At 63.0% G+C, this 21597-nt stretch carries 17 protein-coding genes; 9 read left to right on the top strand and 8 right to left on the bottom strand.

Going from position 1 to position 21597, the window contains the following annotated elements; genetic code table 11:
- Positions 1-837 precede the first annotated feature (837 nt).
- The 5 genes from hisS to OCK01_RS14590 all read left to right on the top strand — a co-directional run bounded on the left by hisS (position 838) and on the right by OCK01_RS14590 (position 6729).
- Positions 838-2358, top strand: a complete 1521-nt coding sequence (gene hisS, locus OCK01_RS14610) for a histidine--tRNA ligase (protein ID WP_263824567.1) — start codon at positions 838-840, stop codon at positions 2356-2358.
- Positions 2359-2523: 165 nt separating this feature from the next.
- On the top strand, positions 2524-3648 hold the full coding sequence (locus OCK01_RS14605; RefSeq protein WP_263824566.1) for an ATP phosphoribosyltransferase regulatory subunit: 1125 nt from the start codon (positions 2524-2526) through the stop codon (positions 3646-3648).
- On the top strand, positions 3645-4337 hold the full coding sequence (gene hisG, locus OCK01_RS14600) for an ATP phosphoribosyltransferase (RefSeq protein WP_263824565.1): 693 nt from the start codon (positions 3645-3647) through the stop codon (positions 4335-4337). The genes OCK01_RS14605 and hisG overlap by 4 nt, the downstream gene beginning before the upstream one ends.
- Positions 4338-4459: 122 nt before the next feature.
- Positions 4460-5539: a radical SAM protein gene (locus OCK01_RS14595; RefSeq protein WP_263824564.1), complete on the top strand. Its 1080-nt coding sequence runs from the start codon at positions 4460-4462 to the stop codon at positions 5537-5539.
- A complete protein-coding gene (locus OCK01_RS14590; protein WP_263824563.1) occupies positions 5536-6729 on the top strand; it encodes a glycosyltransferase in 1194 nt (397 codons plus the stop codon). Before OCK01_RS14595 ends, OCK01_RS14590 begins: the two co-directional genes overlap by 4 nt.
- Before the next feature lie 6 nt (positions 6730-6735).
- Here the strand turns inward: OCK01_RS14590 and OCK01_RS14585 are convergent, their stop codons facing one another.
- The 5 genes from OCK01_RS14585 to OCK01_RS14565 form a co-directional block, all read right to left on the bottom strand.
- Positions 6736-7851 (bottom strand): hypothetical protein, encoded by a 1116-nt coding sequence (locus OCK01_RS14585; protein WP_263824562.1) that lies wholly within the window; start codon positions 7849-7851, stop codon positions 6736-6738.
- Between the two features lie 183 nt (positions 7852-8034).
- Positions 8035-9015, bottom strand: coding sequence for a bifunctional riboflavin kinase/FAD synthetase (locus OCK01_RS14580; RefSeq protein ID WP_263824561.1), 981 nt, complete (start codon positions 9013-9015; stop codon positions 8035-8037).
- 16 nt (positions 9016-9031) lie between these two features.
- Positions 9032-9880: a TIGR01459 family HAD-type hydrolase gene (locus OCK01_RS14575; protein ID WP_263824560.1), complete on the bottom strand. Its 849-nt coding sequence runs from the start codon at positions 9878-9880 to the stop codon at positions 9032-9034.
- 105 nt (positions 9881-9985) lie between these two features.
- Positions 9986-11152, bottom strand: a complete 1167-nt coding sequence (locus tag OCK01_RS14570) for a pyridoxal phosphate-dependent aminotransferase (protein ID WP_263824559.1) — start codon at positions 11150-11152, stop codon at positions 9986-9988.
- A 128-nt stretch (positions 11153-11280) separates the two neighbouring features.
- Positions 11281-12831, bottom strand: a complete 1551-nt coding sequence (locus OCK01_RS14565) for a trimethylamine methyltransferase family protein (protein ID WP_263824558.1) — start codon at positions 12829-12831, stop codon at positions 11281-11283.
- 92 nt (positions 12832-12923) lie between these two features.
- On the opposite strand from OCK01_RS14565, the gene OCK01_RS14560 reads away from it, so the two are divergent.
- Positions 12924-13841 (top strand): LysR substrate-binding domain-containing protein, encoded by a 918-nt coding sequence (locus OCK01_RS14560; protein WP_263824557.1) that lies wholly within the window; start codon positions 12924-12926, stop codon positions 13839-13841.
- Here OCK01_RS14560 and OCK01_RS14555 read toward each other — a convergent pair.
- The 3 genes from OCK01_RS14555 to OCK01_RS14545 form a co-directional block, all read right to left on the bottom strand.
- Positions 13828-15198: a putative bifunctional diguanylate cyclase/phosphodiesterase gene (locus tag OCK01_RS14555; RefSeq protein WP_263824556.1), complete on the bottom strand. Its 1371-nt coding sequence runs from the start codon at positions 15196-15198 to the stop codon at positions 13828-13830. The two genes, OCK01_RS14560 and OCK01_RS14555, sit on opposite strands and share 14 nt — an antisense overlap.
- A gap of 109 nt (positions 15199-15307) precedes the next feature.
- A complete protein-coding gene (locus OCK01_RS14550; protein WP_263824555.1) occupies positions 15308-16939 on the bottom strand; it encodes a response regulator in 1632 nt (543 codons plus the stop codon).
- Between the two features lie 242 nt (positions 16940-17181).
- Entirely contained in the window at positions 17182-18948 is a 1767-nt protein-coding gene (locus tag OCK01_RS14545) for a monovalent cation:proton antiporter-2 (CPA2) family protein (protein WP_182827387.1), read from the bottom strand.
- Between the two features lie 132 nt (positions 18949-19080).
- On the opposite strand from OCK01_RS14545, the gene OCK01_RS14540 reads away from it, so the two are divergent.
- The 3 genes from OCK01_RS14540 (at position 19081) to OCK01_RS14530 (ending at position 21593) form a co-directional block, all read left to right on the top strand.
- Positions 19081-20427, top strand: coding sequence for a TldD/PmbA family protein (locus OCK01_RS14540; RefSeq protein ID WP_263824554.1), 1347 nt, complete (start codon positions 19081-19083; stop codon positions 20425-20427).
- Between the two features lie 13 nt (positions 20428-20440).
- Complete coding sequence (locus OCK01_RS14535) at positions 20441-21226, top strand: 3'(2'),5'-bisphosphate nucleotidase CysQ (protein WP_263824553.1); 786 nt, start codon at positions 20441-20443, stop codon at positions 21224-21226.
- Between the two features lie 130 nt (positions 21227-21356).
- Positions 21357-21593, top strand: coding sequence for a DUF4170 domain-containing protein (locus OCK01_RS14530; protein WP_263824552.1), 237 nt, complete (start codon positions 21357-21359; stop codon positions 21591-21593).
- Positions 21594-21597 lie beyond the last annotated feature (4 nt).

Genomic DNA, 21597 nt, shown 5'->3' with positions numbered 1-21597 from the left:
AGTCGGATTATCCCCCGCCCGGCATGGACAGGATGGTCATAATCCCAACCCTCCAGGCAACGCAAACCGCAAAGTGACATGCGCGATATACGGGAATTATCTTGAGCCGCACCTATCTCCGTGAAATGATGTATCGTTCACGGCGAAAGCAGCAGCGCCGAGCCAGCCGGCGCGACCGTGGGAGATGGGCTCCCCGGCTGTGGCGAGAGCCTCGCCTGCGAACGGGAGGTGCATGCCATGTGGCAATTGCCAGTGCGCATCACGCGAGAAGTGAAAAGGACGCGGACGAGTTGGCAGCTCATTGTCCGCGTCCAATTCATATTCTGAGCAAACGGAGGGCGGGCGAGAGCTCGCCTTCCGCTCCGTCAGATTATCACCGTTCCGCCGAAACTGCAACTATTGTGGATCGCTTGAATGGATGCGTTGCACTCATGGCGCGAATGTTATTGATGCGATCAAAGTAAAATGACAAGATCTATCGTTCGCAGCGGAAGCAGCAGCGCCGAGCCAGCCGGCGCGACCGCGGGAGATGGGCTCCCCGGCTATGGCGAGAGCCTCGCCTGTGAACAGAAGATATGTGTCATGTGGCATTTGCCGGTGCGCGTAACGTTGGAAATAAAGAGGACGCGGACGAGCTGGTCCCTCGTGATCCGCGTCCAACTTTATAGATAACGAAACGGAAGGCGGGCGAAAGCTCGCCTTCCACTCCACATATAGTCGAATTCCCTTCATTCCGCAATGATGGCCGCTCTGTCAGGCCCATCTGCCCCTTGCCGCTCTCCGGATGATCCGTTAGAGCGAGGGCCTTGAGAAAACCGACCTCCGGATCAGCCCACCATGAATGACAAGCCCAAGAAACCGCAGAAGCTCAAGGCCCGCCTGCCGCGCGGATTCGTCGATCGCGAGGCGGCCGATATCAGGGCTGTCAACGAAATGACGGCGAAGATCCGCGAGGTCTATGAGCGCTACGGTTTCGATCCCATCGAGACGCCGCTGTTCGAATATACCGACGCGCTGGGCAAGTTCCTGCCGGACAGCGACCGGCCTAATGAAGGCGTGTTTTCGCTTCAGGACGACGACGAACAGTGGATGAGCCTGCGTTATGACCTGACCGCACCGCTCGCGCGTCACGTGGCGGAGAATTTCCAGGACATCCAACTGCCCTACCGCACCTACCGGGCCGGCTATGTGTTTCGCAACGAGAAGCCCGGCCCCGGCCGCTTCCGCCAGTTCATGCAGTTCGACGCCGACACGGTCGGCGCCGCCGGCGTGCAGGCCGACGCCGAAATGTGCATGATGATGGCCGATACGCTGGAAGCGCTCGGCATCAAGCGCGGAGACTATGTCATCCGGGTGAACAATCGCAAGGTGCTCGATGGCGTGATGGAAGCCATCGGTCTCGGCGGTGAGGAAAATGCCGGGCGTCGCCTCACGGTTCTGCGCGCCGTCGATAAGCTCGACAAATTTGGCCCGGAAGGCGTTTGCTTGCTTCTCGGCGAAGGCCGCAAGGATGAGAGCGGCGATTTCACCAAGGGCGCTGGGCTGAATGACGAGCAGATCGGCAAGGTCTTATTCTTCGTTAGTATCACCAATTATGCCGAAAGCGCCGCCGAACTCGCTGCAATGATGGCGGGAACAAGCAAGGGCGAAGAAGGTGTGCAGGAACTCAACACCATCGGCGCCTTGGTTTCTTCCGCTGGCTATGACGCAACGCGCATCAAGATCGACCCCTCCGTCGTCCGCGGCCTCGAATATTACACCGGTCCCGTCTATGAGGCCGAACTCACCTTCGACGTGACCAACGAAAAAGGCGAAAAGGTCGTCTTCGGCTCAGTCGGCGGCGGCGGGCGGTATGATGGGCTCGTCTCGCGCTTCATGGGCCAGCCCGTGCCGGCGACAGGCTTTTCTATCGGCGTCTCCCGCCTGATGACGGCGCTCAAGAATCTCGGCAAACTCGGCGCCGATGAGGTGGTCGCCCCCGTGGTCGTTTGCGTCATGGATCGCGATGTCGAAAGCCTCGGCCGCTACCAGAAAATGGTGCAGCAACTGCGCCATGCCGGCATCCGCGCCGAAATGTATCAGGGCAACAAGAAGAATTTCGGCGACCAGTTGAAATACGCCGACCGCCGTAGTGCGCCGCTCGCCATCATTCAGGGTTCGAGCGAACGCGAGGCCGGCGAAGTGCAGATCAAGGATCTCATCGAGGGCAAGCGTCTGTCGGGCGAGATCACCGACAATGTCGCTTGGCGCGAAGCGCGCGTGGCGCAGGTGGCCGTGCCGGAGGGTGAACTGGTCGAGCGCGTCCGCGACATGCTGGCCGCCCAGGCCGAAGATCGCCGTCGGGCGAAGGGCGATTGAACCGATGTGTGCGGCTTACCCCCCTCTGCCCTGCCGGGCATCTCCCCCACAAGGGGGGAGACTGGCAAGCCGACAGCGCCGCAGCCTCCCTCTCTCCCCCCTTGTGGGGGAAATGTCACGAAGTGACAGAGGGGGGTATTCCGCAAGCTCAGGAGATGTCGTTACATGCCCCTGATCAACAGCCCCGCTTTCGCCGCCGATCTCTTCGCGCTTTTCACTGAACTCGGCACCGAGCGCGTTGACACGCCGATCATCCAGCCCGCCGCGCCCTTTCTCGACATGGCTGGCGAGGACCTGCGTCGGCGCATCTTCCTCACCGAAAGCGAGACCGGCGAAAGCCTGTGCCTCAGGCCGGAATTCACCATTCCCGTCTGTCTCCAGCATATCGAGACGGCCACCGGCACGCCCAAGCGCTACGCCTATCTCGGCGAAGTCTTCCGCCAGCGCCGCGAAGGCGGCAATGAGTTTTATCAGGCTGGCATCGAGGATCTCGGCGATCAGGATTTCGCCCGCGCCGACGCTCGCACCGTGGCCGACGCGATCGCCTGCCTGACGCGCACGCTCAAGGGCAAGGCCTTCGCCGTCACCATCGGCGATCAGGCTGTGTTCGAAGCGGTTGTGGCAGCGCTCGGCCTGCCCACGGGCTGGCAGAAGCGGCTCGTGCGCGCTTTCGGTCAAACGGATCTGCTCGAAGCCATGATCGCCCGGCTCGCCCGTCCCGAACCGATCGCCGGGCTTGATGCCCAGGTCGAGGCGATGCTGGAGGCGGGCGACGACGAAGGGCTTGCGGCCCATATCGAAGCGGAGATGGAGCGCACCGGCTATCTCACCAACGCCAGCCGCTCGCCTGCGGAGATCCTCCGCCGCCTCAAGGAAAAGCGGACGCTGGCCGGCGCTTCGCTGGATGCCGACAAGCTCGATGCGCTCAAGGAATTCCTGTCGCTCAATGTCAGCCTGCGCTATGCGCCGGGCGTGCTGGCCGATTTCGCCCGCGCCGCCGGTCTGCCGCTGGAGAAGGCGATTTCAGGCTTCGATGCGCGCGTGGCGGCCTTCGCCCAGGCGGGCGTGTCCTTGGCCGACATCACCTGGCGCGCCGCTTTCGGCCGTCCGCTCGACTATTACACCGGCCTCGTTTTCGAAATCACCGAGCGCGGCGACCACCGGGTGCTCGCTGGCGGCGGGCGCTATGACCGCATGCTGACGCTGCTCGGCGCCGCCGATCACATTCCCGCCGTGGGCTTCGCCCTCTGGCTCGACCGCATCGAAGCGGTGAAGGGAGAGACAAGATGATCACCATCGCGCTGCCCTCCAAGGGCCGGATGAAGGACGACGCCTCGGCGATTTTTGAGCGCGCCGGCATGAAGATCGTCCAGGTCGGCAATGACCGCTCCTATCGCGGTCGCGTCGAAGGCGTCGACGATGTCGAGATCGCCTTTCTCTCCGCATCCGAGATCGCCCGCGAAGTCGGCGCCGGAACCGTCGATTTCGGCGTCACCGGCGAAGACCTCATGCGCGAAGACGTCGCGGACGTCGACAGCCGCGCCGAATTCTGCGTCCGGCTCGGCTTCGGCCATGCCGATGTCGTCGTCGCCGCGCCCGAGATCTGGCTGGATGTCGATTCCATGGCCGATCTCGCCGATGTCGCTGCCGATTTCCGCGCCCGCCACGGCCGCCGCCTCGCCATCGCCACCAAATATTGGCGACTGACGCAGCAGTTCTTCTCCCGCACCCATGGCATCCAGCTCTACCGGATCGTGGAGAGCCTCGGCGCCACCGAAGGCGCGCCGGCGGCCGGCCAGGCCGACATCATCGTCGACATCACCTCGACCGGGTCGACCCTCAAAGCCAATCACCTCAAGATCCTTTCCGATGGCGTCATCCTCCGCTCCCAAGCTTGCCTCGTGCGGGCGCGCAAGCCGGAGCATGAGGGCGATCGTAGGATCGTCGAGATCGTTGCTGCCGCTAGGGCGGCGCTTTAGGATAATTCGCGGTCAGCCTCGCGCCACCCTGTTGTGAAATGGGTTAACCATTATGGGGCACGATTACAGTGCATTTGGTCGATTCGGCCTTGAACCGGATCGCTCACCGGAGTGATGGCCTGATGAAAGCGCAGTTGAAGCCGAGAATTAATCTGGAAGGGCGCACGCCCCTTGAGACGGTGATCCCGCTCGAGACGCCGTTCATCGTATTCGTCGATCCCGCGAGTTCCTGCAATTTCAAATGCACCTTTTGTCCGACCGGCCATCGCGAGCTGATCGCCGAGACCGGCCGCTATCAGGGCGCGATGAAATATGAGGTCTTCACCAAGGTGATCGACGACCTCGCCGCCTTCGGCAAGCCGATCAAGGTGCTGCGCATGTACAAGGATGGCGAGCCCTTCCTGAACAAGCGCCTCGCCGACATGATCCGTTACGCCAAGCAGTCCGGTTATGTCGATTATATCGACACCACCACCAACGGCACCTTCCTGACGCCGGAGCGGCTCGCGCCGGTCATCGAGGCCGGCCTCGACAAGATCAACATCTCCGTCGACGGCATGACCAATGACACCTATCAGAAGTTCACCGGCTTCAATTTTGATTTCCCGAAATTCGTCGAGGGCGTGAAATGGCTCTATGACAACAAGGGCGACATGGAAGTGTCGATCAAGATCCCCGGCGAGCTCATCACCGAGGCGCAGCGCCAGGAATTCTTCGACACCTTCGGCGATTATTGCGACCGCATTTTCATCGAGAATTTTGCACCCTGCTGGCCGGAGTTCAATGTCGAGGAACGCTCCGGCATCAAGATCGGCGATGTCGGCATTTACCAGCAGGAACTGCGGCCCACCGATACCTGCCCCTACATCTTCTACGCCATGAGCGTGAATGCCGATGGCCTCGTGTCGTCCTGCTTCCTCGATTGGGGCCGCAAGCTGATCATCGGTGATGTCCGCACCGAGCCGCTCAAGGACATCTGGATGTCCGACAAGATGAATTCGCTCCGGCTGCAGCATCTCGAAGGCCGCCGCTGCGAAAACAAGGTCTGCGGCTCCTGCGGCCAGCTCACCCACTGCCTGCCCGACAATATCGACGATCATCGCGAAATGCTGCTCGAGCGCTTCCGCGCCAAGGTCAAGATCAATCCGGCGGTTCCCGCTCCGGGCGGCCTGAACATGCCGACGCCCGTCGCCGCTGAATGAATATCCTGCATGTGACGGCCCATCTGGGCGGCGGCGTCGGCAAGGCGCATGCCGCCCTGAGCGCCGCCATGCCTTCTTCCGTCCAGCAAACTTATCTGCTCCTGGAAGAACCACGTGACAGGCGCTACGCGGATGCCATAGCCGAAAGCGGCGCCGAGGTGCGGTTTGCCAGAGGGATGGAAGATGTTGCGGCGCAGGCGGCCGCCGCCGATATCGTCCAGTTCGAATTCTGGAATCATCCCTGTCTCTACGAATGCCTGGCGTCCGACCTCTTGCCGCCGCTGCGGTCCGTCTTCTGGTCGCATGTATCAGGCCTGTTTCGTCCGGTGATCGACCCCCGCCTATTCGCCGCCGCCCATCGCTTCGTGTTTACGACGCCGGCCTCACTGGCGCTCGGCGAGGGACTGCCGGACAATGTGAGGGCGCGGCTGTCGGCCATCGGCAGCGGCTTCGGCTTCGCGGCCGGCGCTGAGCCCACACCAGGCGGCGCGCCCATCTGCTATCTCGGCACGGTCGATTTCGTGAAGATGCATCCCGGCTTCTTCGATGCGATCGACGCGATGCGCCATGACGTGCACGTCGCGGTCTGGGGCGCTGCCGATCCGCAAGGCGAGGTCATGGCCCGCGCCCGCGCCATGCGCCATCCCGATCGGGTTGTCTTCATGGGACAGACCGACAATCCCCAAGCGGCGCTCTCAGCCTCGCGTATCTTCTTCTATCCCCTGCAGCCTGATCACTATGGCACCGCCGAGAATGCCCTGATCGAGGCGATGTCGCTGGGTCTCGCTCCCGTCGTGCTCGCCAGTCCGGCCGAACAGGCGATCGTCAGCCATGGCGAGGATGGCCTCGTTGCAGCGGCCATTGAGGATTGCGCGACCTTGATGGACGAGTTGCTGGGCAATCCCGCAAGATGCGACGCCCTTGGCTGCGCCGCCGCGCAGCGGGCGCGGGATTTCTCACCGGAAAATTCGGCGGACGCCTTCGTCCGTCTCTGGTCCGAGGTGCTGCGAGAGGACAAGCGGAAGCCGGACTTTGCCGCGATCATTGGCAGGACGCCGTTGGACTGGCTGCGCAGCACGCAAGGCGGATCGATCACAACGCCGGCCATTGAAAGCGCCGCGAAGGGCACGCTCACCCATTTTCGCGCCGCCTTTCCCGATCATCCCTGCTGGAACGATCTGGTCGGCTGAAGCGCCTCAGATCGCGACACCACCGCACATCAAGCCGATGGGCGCGAGGAAATTGCGGATCACCCGATAGAATTCGATCGCGTTGCGCGCGCCGCCGATATGGCGATCGACCATCAGGGTCGTGCCATGCAGGCCACGACGGCGTTCGAGCGGGCGAGGGCCTGTGAACTTGGGCTGGAAGAGATGCGCATGCCGGCCGCCCTCCCATACCGCGAGCGCCTGGCCGTACGCGGCGCATTTGGCCTCGAAGCGGACGAGGTCGGTCTCGCCGACGCAATCGATCAGGATCGCCCGGATCACATGCTCCGGCGCCCCGCTCCAGGCTGCGCCCATCTCGGTAAACAACGCGCTCTGGATCTCGATGATCCCTCCCGTCACGCCGAGACCGGCGTGAAACGGAAAGTCGTGACGCTGTGTGAAATGGGCAGGAGGCGCGTAGGGGCGCTGGTCGACGATCGAGAGCGGTCGCGGCCCGAACACGAAACTCTCGCCGATCAGCATGACGCGCGCCGCCCATTCCCATTGCGGCATGTCGTGATCGCGTCCGGCCGTGCGGATCGTCGCGGCGATGTTCATAGCAAGCTCGCGCGACAGGATGCCGTGATAGAGGCCGAACGGCGCCTTCGGCGTGGCGAGGCTGCCTTCCCAGAGAAAGAACGCCTTGAGGAGATTGGTTTTCTCATAGGGGAAGGGGTCGAAGCCCGTCGGCAGGCCGATGGATTCTTCGCGTGACGGGTCTGCGTCGGCGCTGATCGGGATGGCGTTCCAGGCGAGCGCATCCACCTTGCCGATCTTGGCCTTCACCGCATCGGCGATCCGCCCGGCCTCGGCTTCGAAGCCGTCACGCGGCTTGACCAGCGAGATCCACGCGCCTTTGGTCGCCTCGACTGCGTCCGTCCATAGCGCCAGCGACGAGGTCGGCGCGGAAGCCGGGGTGAAGATACGCACCCGCGGGTCCTGTGCGGCCAGCGCGTCGAGTTCGAGCGTCAGCGCCGTCCGCCGATCGGGCGCGGCGAGGAGGATTTCGAGATCGGCGCCGCGGCTCTCGGCCAACGACGATAGCAGTTCGGCTGGACTTTCGTCGCGGGTTTCCACCGGTATGATCAGCGAAAGTGTGGCCAAAACCTGCTCCAAAAAAAGAAGTAGGACAGACCAGCCTTGGAGAGATGCGAAGGCGGTTCGCATCCCACACGCGGCTTGTGGCCGTGGCGGCTGTCCATGACGCTGTTGGTACGGGCTCTATCTTGAGCGAAGCTTAGGCCTTTTTCAGCAGGCTTGCATGAGCCTTGACGCCAGAACGAAACGTCAGAACGCCGCCACGCGGTCGAGGTCGCCGAGCGGCTGGATACGCGCGAGCAGCGCGCGCGCTTCCTCGACGTCGCGGTTCATCTGGGCGATCAGCGGATCGAGCCCGTCATATTTCTCCTCCGGGCGCAGGAAGCCGAAGAAGGACACCGAACAGTTCTGCCCGTAGAGATCGCCGGAGAAATCGAACAGCATGGTTTCGAGCAGCGCCGCGCCATTGTCCGTCACGGTCGGGCGGTAGCCGAAGCTGGCGACGCCGTCATGGATCACGCCATCGGCCTTTCGGAAGCGCACCGCGTAGACGCCCGGCCGCAAGCCGCATTCCGGCGGCAACGCCATATTGGCGGTCGGAAAGCCGATGGTGCGACCGAGCTTCTTGCCATGAATGATCGGCGCCTCGACCGTATAGCGATAGCCGAGAAGCCCCGCCGCCTGGGAGACGTCGCCGTCGCCGATCAGCGCCCGGATGCGGCTCGAGGAGACGACTTCCGCATTCTCGTCGCGAAAGGCGTCGACCAAGGTCACGCCGAAGCCGTGGCGGCCGCCCGCTTCGAGAAGGAACGCCGGGCCGCCCTCGCGCCCCTTGCCGAAATGGAAATCGAAGCCGGTCACCACATGCCGCGCGCCGATCCAGTCCTTGAGGATGGACTGGATGAACTCCTCAGCCGAACGGCCGGAAAAGGCGCGGTCGAAGGGATATTCGAGCACGGCGTTGAATCCCATGGCTTCGAGAAGCCGCGCCTTGAGAGGCGCGGGCGTCAGCCGGAAGACAGGTTTGTCGGGATTGAAGACTGTGCGCGGATGCGGCTCGAAGGTCAGCGCAAGCGTCGGCGCGGCATCCGCTCCGGCGATCTCCATTGCGCGCGACAACACAGCCTGATGGCCGCGATGCACGCCGTCGAAATTGCCGATCGCCAGCACGCCGCCTTCAAGCGATTCGGGCAGTTCGCCGCGATTTTCGTTTCGGTGAAACACGGTCATGCGCGGCGTATCCCTCTCAGGCGAGGCGCGGCATCCACCAGCGCGGTGCGGCCTGGTGAGCGGCGAGGAAGGCGTTCATCCGGTCGACATCGGTCACATCGCCGGTCATGTAATCGCGGGCATGGATGCCGGCGGAGATGTAGAGCAGATCGAGACCCTGGCCGATCGCGCCTTTGACGTCGGTCGGCATGCCGTCGCCGACAGCCAGCACGCGGGTCCGATCCACCGCGCCACGCACGGCCTCGGCTTCCGCCAGCGATGCGGCGTAGATCGGCGCATAGGGCTTGCCGGCGATGCTGGTGGCGCCGCCAAGGTCGGCGTAGAGCGCTGCGAGCGCGCCGGCGCAGGGAATGAGCCTTTGACCGCGCTCGACGACCAGATCGGGGTTGGCGCAGATCATCGTCAGCCCGCGCGCGGCGAGCGCCGCAAGCCGGTCGCGATACATGTCGGGCGTCTCGGTTTCGTCGTCCTTGAAGCCGCTGCAGACGACGATTTCGCCCTCTTCATCAGCCACGACATTGACGTCGAGGCCTTCGAGAAGCGGCGTATCGCGTTCGGCGCCGATAAAGGCGATGTTCTTCGGTCCCTCGGAGATCAACTTGCGGGTGACGTCGCCGGAGCTGACGATCCGGTCATAGGCGTCGCGCGCCACGCCGATGGCGTCGAGCTGGACGACCACATCCTTGCCGGGACGCGGCGAATTGGTGATCAGCACCACCGTTGCGCCCGCGTCGCGCGCGGCTTTCAGCGCCAAAGGCGCTTCCGGAAAGGGGCTGACGCCATTGTGCAGAACGCCCCAGACGTCGCAGAGGATCACGTCGTAATGCGATACGACGTCTCTGAGGGACCCGATGCGCTCTGCCATGCCATTCTCCAGAAATTAGAACCGCGCCCCAAATCGCAAAATGAGGCGCGGAACACAAGAGAGAATATGCCGAAGCCGTGCGGACGCCGCCGCCGACAGACCCTGTCAGAGACTTCGGATATAGGTTGAAAGCCTGTCAGCCGCCTGCTCGATGATCGCGGGATCGCGCAGGAAGCAGGCGCGTAGAAAACTCTCGCCGCCGGGGCCGAAGGCCGCGCCCGGAGCCAGACCCACACCGGCCTTGTCGACGATGTCGAAAGCGGCTTTTCGCGAATCCGTCACGCCGTCGATCTTCAGGAAGGTGTAGAGCGCTCCGTCGGGCTTCAGCGTGGCGACGCGGTTGGTGGCGATCAGCGCATCGCAGAGAATGTCGCGCGACGTCTTGGCCTTTTCGAAATTCGCTTTCACGACGTGGTCGCCTTCGTCCAGCGCGATGACTGCGCCGCGCTGGGTGAATTCGGCGACGCCCGAGGTCGCGTATTGCACCAGATTTTCGAACACCTGGCCGGTCTCCGGCGGCGCGACGATCCAGCCGATCCGCCAGCCGGTCATCGACCAGTTCTTCGAGAATGAATTGACGAACAGGATCTTGTCGCTCTCGGTCATCACATCGAGAAAGGACGGCGCGCGGGCGGCGGAGAAGGAATAGAGCGCATAGATCTCGTCGGCGATGATCCAGAGATCATGGGCGCGGGCGAGGGAGAGCAGAGCTTCGAGATCGGCGCGCGTCGCCGTCCAGCCGCAGGGGTTGGACGGCGTGTTGATGAACAGCGCCCTCGTCTTCGGCGTGATCGCCTGTTCGACCGTGGCGATATCGAGGCTCCAGGCTCCGTCGACGAAATCGAGCACCGCCGGAACCGCCTTGCCGCCGGAGATTTCAAGGGCTGCGGCGAAATTCGGCCAGGCCGGAGAGAGGTAGATCGCTTCGTCGCCGGGCTTCACCACCGCCTCGATGGCCAGCTTGATCGCCTGCATGCCCGAGCCGACCACATAGAAATGCTCGGCCGGCAGCCGCGTGTTGAAATGCCGGGCGTAATAGTCCGACAGCGCCCGGCGCAATTCCGGAATGCCGCGCTGATAGGTGTAGAAGGTCTGTCCGGCATTCAGCGAGGCGATGGCCGCATCCGCGATGAATTGCGGGGTCGGGCTGTCGCCTTCGCCCACCCAGAGCGGGATAAGATTGTCTCGCATACGGGCGTAATTGACGATTTCGACGATACCGCTTTCCGGGGCTGCGAGCGATTGCGGTGACAGGCTTCCAAGCAGGGACATCAGGTAGGCTCCATTGGGTCAGCCCTCATAGCCCGATTTGCCATGCAAATCTCATGAGAATTGTTGAACGGAGCTTCAGCGCCGGTGACGGGTCGGCAAAGGCTGCGTGACCTCTGCCAACCTGCAAATCAATGCCAGGCGTCGGGCGTGTCGGTCTTCTTGCGCGCCATGAAGTCGAGCAGTTCCTCGTCCACGGCTTGATCGAGCGGCGGAGCCTGGTATTCGTCGAGCATGCGCTTCCAGCGCTTGTTGGCCCGCGTCGCCATATCGGTGGAGCCGCCTTCCTCCGACCACTTCTCGAACGGCTCGTTGTCGGAAACGTCGGTGTCCCAAAAGGCGGTCTGGTAGTTGCGCAATGTATGGCCGCTGCCGAGAAAGTGGCTGCCCGGTCCGACTTCCTGGAACGCATCCATCGCCAGCGCATTGTCGTCGACCTCCACGCCCTTGAGATAGGAATGCAGCGCGCCGCAGAAATCCATGTCCATGACGAATTTCTCAAAGGACATCGACAGGAGCCCGTCGAGGAAGCCGGCGGAATGCAGGATGAAATTTGCGCCGCAATGGACGGCGGACATCATCGACATCACGCCCTCCTGCATCGCCTGCGCGTCCGGGAGTTTGGAATTGGAGAAGTTGCCGGCGCAGCGCAGCGGCAGTTTCAGCCTGCGCGCCAATTGTCCCACCACCATCGAGCCGATCGCCGGCTCCGGCGTGCCGAAGGTGGGCGAGCCTGAGCGCAGCGACATCGACGACAGGAAGTTGCCGAAGATCACCGGCGCGCCGGGGCGTTCGAGCTGGGTCAGTGCGCAGCCAGCCAGCGTCTCCGCCCAGGCCTGGGCGATCGCGCCGGCATTGGTGACGGGGCCCATCGCGCCGCCGAGAATGAAGGGCACTATGACGGCGGCCTGGTTGGCGCGGGCATAGGCGCGCAGCGCTTTGGTCATGGTTCCATCCCAGACCAGCGGCGAGTTGACGTTGACATTGCCGAGGATCACGCAATGCTGGTCGACGAAGTCGCGGCCGAACACGATCCGCGCCATGTCGATGGATTCTTCGGCGCGCGATTCCGCCGTCACCGAGCCCATGAAGGCGCGGTCCGAATATTTGATATGGCTGTAGACCATGTCGAGATGGCGCTTGTTGACCGGCAGGTCGACCGGTTCGCAGATCGTGCCGCCGGAATGATGCAGCCAGGGACTGGAATAAGCCAGTTTGATGAAGTTGCGGAAGTCCTCGATCGTGCCGTAGCGTCGGCCGCGATCGAGATCCATCACGAAGGGCGAGCCATAGGCGGGTGAAAACACGACGTTGCGGCCGCCGATCTCGACATTGCGCGCTGGATTGCGCGCATGCTGTGTGAAGGACGACGGCGCCGAAGAGACGATTTCCAGCAGCATGCCGGGTTCGAATGTGACGCGCAACCCGTCTATCTTGGCGCCTGTCTTTCTCCAGAGCTCCAGCGCGTCTGGATCGTCGCGGAATTCGATCCCGATCTCGGCGAGAATGCGTTGACCTATCGCCTCGATGCGGAGCAGCGATTCCTCGCCGAGAATGTCATAGGTCGGGATGTTCCTGACGATGTAGGGGACACCGAGCGGCCGCGCGGCGGGATCGCGGCGCTTGCCGCGCTCGCGCCTGGTTTTGGGTTCCTGATCGAGGACGGCGTCGGTCTGGCTCATGCGTTTGTTCCCTTTATGTGTGAGACGAGCCTAAGCCCAGTCAGCGTAATTGTATCCTTCCCAAATTTCGGGGCTTGATATAAAATCTCCTTATGCAAAACCTCAAGCGCCTGTTGCCGTCGGCCAATGCCCTGATCGTGTTCGAAGCGGCCGGTCGGCATGAGAATTTCACCCGGGCGGCCGAGGAGTTGGGCATGACGCAGGCCGCCGTGTCCTATGCGGTGCGAACGCTGGAGACCCAGCTGGGCGTCGCCCTGTTTAGCCGCAGTCACCGCGCCGTGAGCCTGAGCGAAACAGGCGCCCGCTTTCACGCCGATGTCTCGGCGGGGCTGGCGCGTATCCAGAAATCGGCTGAACAGGTGCGCGCGAAGGGAAGAGAGGCCAATGTCACGCTCGCCGCCTCCACCGCCTTTGCTTCGATGTGGATGCTGCCGCGGATCAACCGGCTTCGCGACGATCTTCCCGACATCGATCTGCGCATACAGACATCGGTGCGGGATCTCGATCTTGAGGAAGAAGGAATTCCTTTGGGGATTCGCGGCGGTCATCCGTCACAATGGCCCGCCTACCATGCGGCCGTGCTGGCGCCGGAAGTGGTGAATGCTGTCGCGAGCCCCGTTTATGTCGACTCCATCGGCGGGCCGCCGGCGCTCTCCGACATGCCCAGCCTGAGGCTGATCCATCTCGAAGAGCCGGTCCGCGAGGCCTGCGACTGGCGTGAATGGTTTCGGAGCGCCGGCATCGACTACGCCAAGCCCTATCGTCCGCTGATCATCAATGACTATGTGCTGGTCATCCAGGCCGTGCTGGCGGGAGAGGGGATCGCCCTGGGCTGGAGCCACCTCATCGATCCCCAGATCCGTTCGGGCGCTCTCGTTCCTGTGGGCGAGCACGTGCTGGAAACGGGGCAGGCTTTTTACGTCGTCTGGCCGCGCGGCGTCGAACTTGGCGCATCGGCGCGGCGCGTCAGGGATTGGCTGCTCGATAGCGGCGGGCCTAGTCCCCGCTGACGCGACGGCGTTCAACGCCATCTTCGCCGTCATAGCGTTGGCTGATGTAATCCAGCGTCGCGCGCGCAGGGGCGGGCTTGCCGTAGAAATAGCCCTGGCCCATGTCGCAGCCGAGGCCCTTCAATTTCAGCGCCTCGGCAAAGTCCTCGATACCTTCGGCGACGACCGTCAACTCCAGTCCATGGCACATCGTGACGATCGCCTTGACGATGTGTTCCGACGCGGAATCGGTCAGCATGCGCGACACGAAGGCGCGGTCGATCTTTACCTTGTCGAACCGGAAATCGCAGAGTCGGCTGAGACTCGATTGTCCCGTCCCGAAATCGTCGAGCGAAATGCGCACGCCGGCGGCCCGGAGTTCGGAGATGATCTTGTCGGCGGTTTCGGGATCGGACATCACCGCCGTTTCGGTGATTTCCAGTTCCAGCCGACGAAGATCGAGGCCGGTTCGGTTGATGACGGCGAGTATGTTGAACGCGGTGGCGGGATCGAGAAGCTGAGCCGAAGACAAGTTGAAGGACAGGAACAATTCCTTCGGCCAGGACAGCGCGGCTTCGGCAGCCTTGCGGAGCAGCGTTTCCGACAGCGAATCGATGAATCCGCGTTCTTCCGCGAGCGGCACGAACACCGCCGGCGACACGAAGCCGAGATCTTTGTCCTGCCAGCGCGCCAGAGCTTCGAAGCCGAGCACGGAATCGTCTTTCAGCGATACGATGGGCTGGAAGTGGACATCGACGTCGTCGGCGATAATGGCGTTGCGAAGCGCCTGCTCGATTTGCGTCGCCCGTTTCATCTGTTCGGCCATCTCCGTCGAATAGACGGTGATCTGACCGCGTCCGCGTCGTTTCGATCGATACAGCGCCGTCTCGGCGCTCTTCAACAGATCCTCGAATTCGGCTCCTGCGAAGGGATGGATGGCGAAACCGAACGAAGCGGAAAGCCTGACATTGCGTTCGCCGAGATCATAGGGCGCCGACAGCACCTCTTTCAGCATCGAGCCCATTTTCTCGGCGCTTCGACGTTCGAACACGAGAGGCAGCAAAAGCGCGAATTCGTCTCCTTCGTAACGCACCACCGTCGCGCCGTCGGGGATGCAGGCTTTCAGTCGATGGGCGACCTGACACAGAATCTGGTCGCCGGCCGAGGGGCCGAACAAGTCGTTGATGGGTTTGAAGCCGTCGAGATTGGCGATGCCGACTGTGAAGGGCGCCGGGTCCGAAGCGCGCTCCATGATCAGTTGTCGCAGCTTTTCTCTCAGTCTGTACTTGTTTCCAAGTCCCGTCAGGGCGTCGGTGAAGGCGAAGCGGTGTAAATCGCTCTGATTGGCTGGCAAATCACCCGTGTCAGCAACGGTCATTAGTGTGTCCTACTTCGATGCGCCCTTGTTGCTTTAAGACTGCCGCCGAAATGTTAACAAACACCTCCGGCTTTCCGTTGATTTTCGCCTTCCAGCGATAAAGGAAGCCTTATCCCGTCGATCTCGCGTGGATGGGCGTCCTGGCCGGCTCCTTTTCCGGCCGAATGCCCGGCGAATAGTGTCTTTGCAACAAAAGGCCGATGCTCTCGGAGCTGATCGGCTTGACCGCCATGTCGAGAAAGCCCGCCGCGAGCAACTCGTCGACGGTCTCCCCCGACGACGGCGGCGTCATGGCGAGAAACGGTGTTTCGCCCTGAAGCGCGCGCGCCCTTTTCATGAAGTCCGCAGCGCTCATGTCGGGCAGCGTGATGTCTGCGAGAACCAGCCCGATCTTGCGCTGCGCCAAGAGGTCGAGTGCGGCTTGGCCCGTTTCCGCCAGAACATAGGTCAACCCCAGGCTGTCCAGGATCTGCGCCAACGCCAAGCGGTTGACCTCTCGATCTTCGAGCGCGAGCACATCCACCGGCTGGTCCAGCAGACCCTGCGCCGTCACGTCGCCTTGCTCCTCGTCCTGGCGCCTTTCGCGCGCCGCAATGAACAGCGCGAGGTCGCTCAGCAGCGCGCTCACGGAAGACAGGACCCGCACCGGCGTCTTGCCCTTGGCCGCGATCGGGGCGAATTGAACTGCGCTTTCGTCCAGCAGAATGAGGTCGAGTTGGACGCCCGCTTCATCCAGCGCCGGCAGGAATTTGTCGAGTTCGGTCGGCGACCGGACGACGCAGAGCTCCACGCCGATATCCGAGGCTCCGGCGACCAGCCGTCTTTCGTCGACAGAGCGTGTGGTCGCCAGGGCGACCCGCAGCAGTTGATCGCCTTTCGCCGACCCGAGATCGGTCATGTCGCGCGCGCGATCGAGAACGGCGCTCGCATCGGCGATCATCGCCGGATCGACCTCCGGCTCCGTCGTCGTCTCGAACGTCATGACGATGTAGTGCGCTCCGGGACGCCCGATGCGCCTGGAACGATGCAGGATACGGGTGAAGGCCTCGTCCTCGCCGCGAATTTCGACGAGCGTCTTTTGATCTTCGCCGCTGCTGAGGAGTTTCCAGTTCGCCTCTTCGAGAGCGCCTGCTATGCCGGGCTCGAAAACGTCCCACACGGATCGTCCTATCAGTCGCTCCGGCCTGAGGTCGAACAGTTCCGAAAATCGCTTGTTGACCGCGGCATAGTTCAGGTTGCGATCCTTCACGGCGACCCCGATCGGCAGGGCGTCGAGGATTTCCTCGGTCAGCCGCACGCGTTCCTTGTCCGCGTTCCAGATGCGTTCTTTTTTCTTGTGGTCGGTCACGTCTTGAAGCGCCGTTAGTCCCAGGCCGGAGGAAAAGCGGCGGCTGACGACATGGAACCAACGGTCGCCGGGGCCATGTTCGATCTTGTCCACGCGCTCCTTCCAGCCGGTGGCGACCCGATCGCTCACCCAGTCTTCCTTGTGAACATCCTTGACGCTGTGTTGGGCGCCGAAACGGCATCCGGCGTCGTATAGGGCGGCGTAAAAATCTCGCACCCTCGAGCCGGGCCGGATCACGCTTTCCGGCATCGGAAAATAATGCAGCAGGCGAACGCTGGCGAAAGCGATATTGTCGAGCCTGTCCGTCACGAACAAGGCCGCGCCGAGGCCCTCGCAGAAAATCTCGAGCAGATTGCATTGCAAAAGGGCGTCGAAGGACGCGGCATCGTCCATGTCAGGCTCCCGCTGGCGGCGGTGTCATCGATGCATGCTGGCGACGCCTGAACGGGCTCTGCACAGACTCTCCTTCGATCGCCCCAGCTGGCGGTCAGAACCTGCGCCGCATCGGCTTTCGCCGACGCCCATGATCATTTCAAGACCTGAACGAATGTCACATGAAGATTAATTCGAGTTTAATCGAATTGAACGCGCTTACAAAAAAGCAAAAAAAATTCATGCGCTTATCGGCTTGCGGCTCATTCGGCCGCTTCCTGCCTGGGCTTGATGAGCGGCTCCGGCTGAACCGGCTGGTTCGAGTACAGCATCTCGCGGCCGGCCGAAATGCCGTCCTGCGCCTGGATGGCGAGCCGCATTTCGTCGCGCTTGCGGATGTCGTCCTTGATGGCCGAGGCGTCCGCTTCCGTCATGCCCAGAGCTTCGAGGGTCTTCTGACCGAACAGCAGGCCGGACTCCAGGGTCTCGCGCAGTTCATAGTCTACGCCTTTGGCGAGAAGCGACAGGCTGTGGCCGCGATCGTAGGAGCGCACGAAGATCTTGGCGTCCGGATATTCCGATTGCACGAGATCGACGATACGGTCCGTGAGTTCGCGGTTGTGCGTGCAGATGGCGATGATCTTGGCCTTGGCGATGCCGGCCGACACCAGCACGTCCTTGCGCGTGCCGTCGCCGAAATAGATCCGGAAACCGAAGCGCGAGGCCTGGCGGATGCGGTCGGCGGAATGATCGATGATCGTCACCTCGCGACCGGCGGCGAGCAGGATCTGCGCGGCGATCTGGGCGAAGCGGGAGAAGCCGACGATGAACACTTCCGCGCCGGCGCCTTCGAAATCTTCTTCCAGTTCCTCCCGCCGCTCGCCCTTCGGCAGCAGCTTCGGCAAAGCGGCGACCAGCGGCGTCAGCGCCATGGTGACGGTGACGATGGCGATGAGCAGCGAGGCGGAGCTTTGGGGAAACACCGCCGCGCCGGCAGCAGTCGTAAACAGCACGAAGCCGAATTCGCCGCCTTGGGAGAGCAAAAATCCGATCTTGGCGCTGTCATTATAGGAAGAGCGGCCGATACGGCAGAGCGCATAGATCGTCGCCGTCTTCACGCTCATGATCACCGGCACGCTGATGAGGATGATCAGCCAGTTGTCCAGCACCACTTTCAGGTCGAGCGACAGGCCGACCGCCATGAAGAACAGGCCGAGCAGGATGCCGCGGAAGGGTTCGATATCCGCCTCGAGCTCGTGCCGGAAAGAGGATTCCGCCAGCATCAGCCCGGCGAGGAAGGCGCCCATGGCCATGGAGAGCCCCGCCATTTCCATGAGAGCGCCGGCGCCGAGGACGACGAAGAGAGCCGCGGCGATCATCGCCTCGCGCGCGCCGGTGCGGCCGATGATCTGGAAGAGCGGCGTCAGGAGATAGCGGCCGGCGAGAATGAGCGCCGCGACCGCGCCGATGGCGATCGCCGCGCCGGTCCAGGTGAAGCTTTCGCCGCTGTCGGGCGCGATGAAGCTGGTCAGCGCCAGAAGCGGCACGATGGCGATATCCTGGAACAACAGAATGGAGAAGGCGCGTTGCCCATGCGCGGTGTTGAGGTCGCTGCGCTCTTCCAGAATCTGCAAAGCGAAAGCCGTCGAGGATAGGGCTAGGCCGAAGCCGGCGACGATGGCGCCCTGCCAGCCGAGAAGGCCGGCCCAATGAACGAGCGAACTGAGGATCGCGCCGGAAATCAGCACCTGCGCGCTGCCCAGGCCGAAGATGTCTCGCCGCATCTGCCACAGGCGTGTCGGCTTCAATTCCAACCCGATGATGAACAACAGGAACACCACGCCGAGCTCGGCGAAGGACAGGATCTCCTCGCCATCGGTGATGTGGTTGAGAACGGGGCCGATCAGCACGCCCGCCGCGAGATAGCCGAGCACGGTGCCGAGGCCGAGCCGTTTGAACAGCGGTGCGGAGACGACGGCGGCGCCGAGGAGCAGAAGCGCTTCGCTGATGACGGCGTGGGATTGGCTCATGAAGACTGGGTCCAGTTCGGGATTCGTTGCCGCCATATAGCCGGGCTGGGCGCTTCCCCGTCAAGATAAGCCTGCCCGCCCTTGATGATTTCGCCCGACAGCCATAAATGGGTCGGAGCAGAAAGGCCGATCATGCAAGAGCCCATTGATTCCCGTCATCTACTCGAACGCGCTTCGGAGCTCGTCGATCTCGCCCGCAAAGCCGGCGCCGACGCCGCCGACGCCGTGGTTGTTCGCTCCCGCTCCCGGTCGGTTTCGGTCCGCCTCGGCAAGGTCGAGGGCGTCGAATCCTCCGAGAGCGACGATTTCTCCCTGCGCGTCTTCCTCGGAAAGCGCGTGGCCAGCGTCTCGGCCAATCCCGGCTTCGACCTGAGGACGCTCGCCGAGCGGGCGGTGGCGATGGCCAAGGCCTCGCCCGAGGATCCCTTCGCCTGCCTGGCCGACGAGGCTGATTTGGCCCATGACGCGCTGGATCTCGGCCTGTTCGATCCGACCGAAGTGGAATCCGCCGCGTTGACCGATGCGGCGCTCGCCGCCGAGGCGGCCGCGTTGGCTGTCCCCGGCGTCACCAATTCCAGCGGCGCCGGCGCCTCCGCTTCGATGGGCGGGCTGGTGCTGGTCACCTCGCACGGCTTTTCCGGCTCTTACATGGCCACCCGCTTCGGCCGGGGCGTCAGCGCCATCGCCGGCGAGGGCGTCAACATGCAGCGCGATTACGAAGGCGACAGCCGCCTGCATTTCGCCGATCTCGACGATGCGGAAGAGATCGGCCGCAAGGCCGGCGAGCGGGCGGTGCGCCGTCTCAACCCGCGCAAGGCCGATACGGGTTCCGGGCTCACCGTCATCTACGATCCACGCGTGTCGCGCGGTCTCGTCGGTCACATCGCCTCCGCCATCAACGGCGCGGCGATCGCCCGCAAGACGTCGTTCCTCAAGGACAAGATGGGCCAGCAGATCCTGGCCCGCGGCCTCAACATCACCGACAATCCGCTCATCCACAAAGGACCGTCGTCGCGACCCTTCGATGGCGAGGGCGTGCGCGGCGACGCCATGGTGATGGTCGAAGACGGCGTGCTCCAGCATTGGTTCCTGGCCACCTCGGCTGCCCGGGAGCTCGGTCTCAAGACCAATGGCCGCGGCGTGCGCGGCGGCAACTCGGTCTCGCCGTCCTCCACCAATCTGGCGCTCGAGCCCGGCGATGTTTCGCCTGAAGACCTGATCAAGGGCGTGGCATCCGGTTTCTATGTGACCGAGATGATCGGCCATGGCGCCAATCTGGTGACCGGCGAATATTCGCGCGGCGCCTCCGGGTTCTGGATCGAGAATGGCGAACTGACATATCCGGTCTCGGAAGTGACCATCGCCTCGAACATGAAGGACATGTTCCTTTCGATGGTCCCGGCCAGTGATATCGACCGCAAATATGGCGTGGCCGCTCCGACCGTGCTGATCGAGAACATGACGATCGCGGGCAAGTGAAAGCGAAGGTCCTTTGACATTTTCCCACGCAGACGATCTGGAGCTTCTGCGCGAGGCGGCGATTGCCGCCGGCCGTGTCGCGCTCGGCTTCTTCCGCAACGATGTCGAAGTGTTCTGGAAGAATGACGGCGCCTCGCCGGTCACCGCGGCCGACCATGCGGCCAATGACGTGCTGAAGGCGCGCCTTCTCGCCGCCCGGCCCGATTACGGCTGGCTGTCGGAGGAGAGCGAGGACGATGTATCGCGCCTCGGCGCATCCCGCGTCTTCGTCATCGATCCGATCGACGGAACCCGCGCCTTCATGACCGGGCGCGAGACCTGGGCCGTGAGCGCGGCGGTGGTGGAAGCGGGACGACCCGTGGCCGGCGTCCTGTTCGCCCCCGCGCTGAATGAACTCTATCTCGCCGATGCCGGCGGTCGCGTCGAGAAAAACGGCGCGGCGCTGCGCGTCGGCGGGAGCGATCCGGCGGGCCGCTTCACGATCAGCGCCGCCGACGACGCCATGGCGCATCTCGATGCGGATGTCCGCTCCCGCCTGGACAAGGTGGGACGTATTCCCTCGCTCGCCTATCGCCTGGCCATGATCGCCGATGGCCGTCTCGATGCGACCCTGGTGAAGCCCCATGCCCATGACTGGGATCTGGCGGCCGCGGAACTCATCCTCGTCAATGCGGGCGGCGTGCTGAGCGATGCCGAGGGAGCCGCCATCGTCTACAACAAGCCTGACCCCAGCCACGATCTGCTGGTCGCGGCGCGGGTCGATTTGCATCGGCAGGTGGTCGCCTCTCTCTCTTCCTGACGGAGACAATGTGGGATGGAGCGCAAATCCCGGCTTGCATCCATTGACTTTGCATCGGATTGCCGCAATTCCATGTCCACGTGCGCATCCATTTGGTCCTTAAAAACTCAATAAGAAAAAGGAAGCATCCATGTCCGACGCAGCGGGATCCAAGCAACTCCTTCATCTGGTTTTCGGCGGCGAACTCACCACGCTTGGCGCGACGGAGTTCAAGAACCTCGACGAGCTCGACATTGTCGGCATCTATCCGAATTATGCTTCGGCATTGACGGCGTGGAAATCGAAGGCGCAGCAGACGGTCGACAATGCGCATATGCGCTATTTCATCGTGCATCTGCATCGCCTTCTCGAGCCGTCCCAGGGCTGACGGG

Source organism: Rhizobium sp. TRM95796, assembly GCF_025779995.1.
Classification (GTDB): Bacteria; Pseudomonadota; Alphaproteobacteria; order Rhizobiales; family Rhizobiaceae; genus Rhizobium_E.
This window is presented reverse-complemented; position numbering and strand designations above follow the sequence as displayed.

Coding starts and splice junctions, on each gene's coding strand:
- hisS (WP_263824567.1), top strand. CDS start 838: ATGAATGACAAGCCCAAGAAACCGCAGAAGCTCAAGGCCCGCCTGCCG.
- OCK01_RS14605 (WP_263824566.1), top strand. CDS start 2,524: ATGCCCCTGATCAACAGCCCCGCTTTCGCCGCCGATCTCTTCGCGCTT.
- hisG (WP_263824565.1), top strand. CDS start 3,645: ATGATCACCATCGCGCTGCCCTCCAAGGGCCGGATGAAGGACGACGCC.
- OCK01_RS14595 (WP_263824564.1), top strand. CDS start 4,460: ATGAAAGCGCAGTTGAAGCCGAGAATTAATCTGGAAGGGCGCACGCCC.
- OCK01_RS14590 (WP_263824563.1), top strand. CDS start 5,536: ATGAATATCCTGCATGTGACGGCCCATCTGGGCGGCGGCGTCGGCAAG.
- OCK01_RS14580 (WP_263824561.1), bottom strand. CDS start 9,015: ATGACCGTGTTTCACCGAAACGAAAATCGCGGCGAACTGCCCGAATCG.
- OCK01_RS14575 (WP_263824560.1), bottom strand. CDS start 9,880: ATGGCAGAGCGCATCGGGTCCCTCAGAGACGTCGTATCGCATTACGAC.
- OCK01_RS14570 (WP_263824559.1), bottom strand. CDS start 11,152: ATGTCCCTGCTTGGAAGCCTGTCACCGCAATCGCTCGCAGCCCCGGAA.
- OCK01_RS14565 (WP_263824558.1), bottom strand. CDS start 12,831: ATGAGCCAGACCGACGCCGTCCTCGATCAGGAACCCAAAACCAGGCGC.
- OCK01_RS14560 (WP_263824557.1), top strand. CDS start 12,924: ATGCAAAACCTCAAGCGCCTGTTGCCGTCGGCCAATGCCCTGATCGTG.
- OCK01_RS14555 (WP_263824556.1), bottom strand. CDS start 15,198: ATGACCGTTGCTGACACGGGTGATTTGCCAGCCAATCAGAGCGATTTA.
- OCK01_RS14550 (WP_263824555.1), bottom strand. CDS start 16,939: ATGGACGATGCCGCGTCCTTCGACGCCCTTTTGCAATGCAATCTGCTC.
- OCK01_RS14545 (WP_182827387.1), bottom strand. CDS start 18,948: ATGAGCCAATCCCACGCCGTCATCAGCGAAGCGCTTCTGCTCCTCGGC.
- OCK01_RS14540 (WP_263824554.1), top strand. CDS start 19,081: ATGCAAGAGCCCATTGATTCCCGTCATCTACTCGAACGCGCTTCGGAG.
- OCK01_RS14530 (WP_263824552.1), top strand. CDS start 21,357: ATGTCCGACGCAGCGGGATCCAAGCAACTCCTTCATCTGGTTTTCGGC.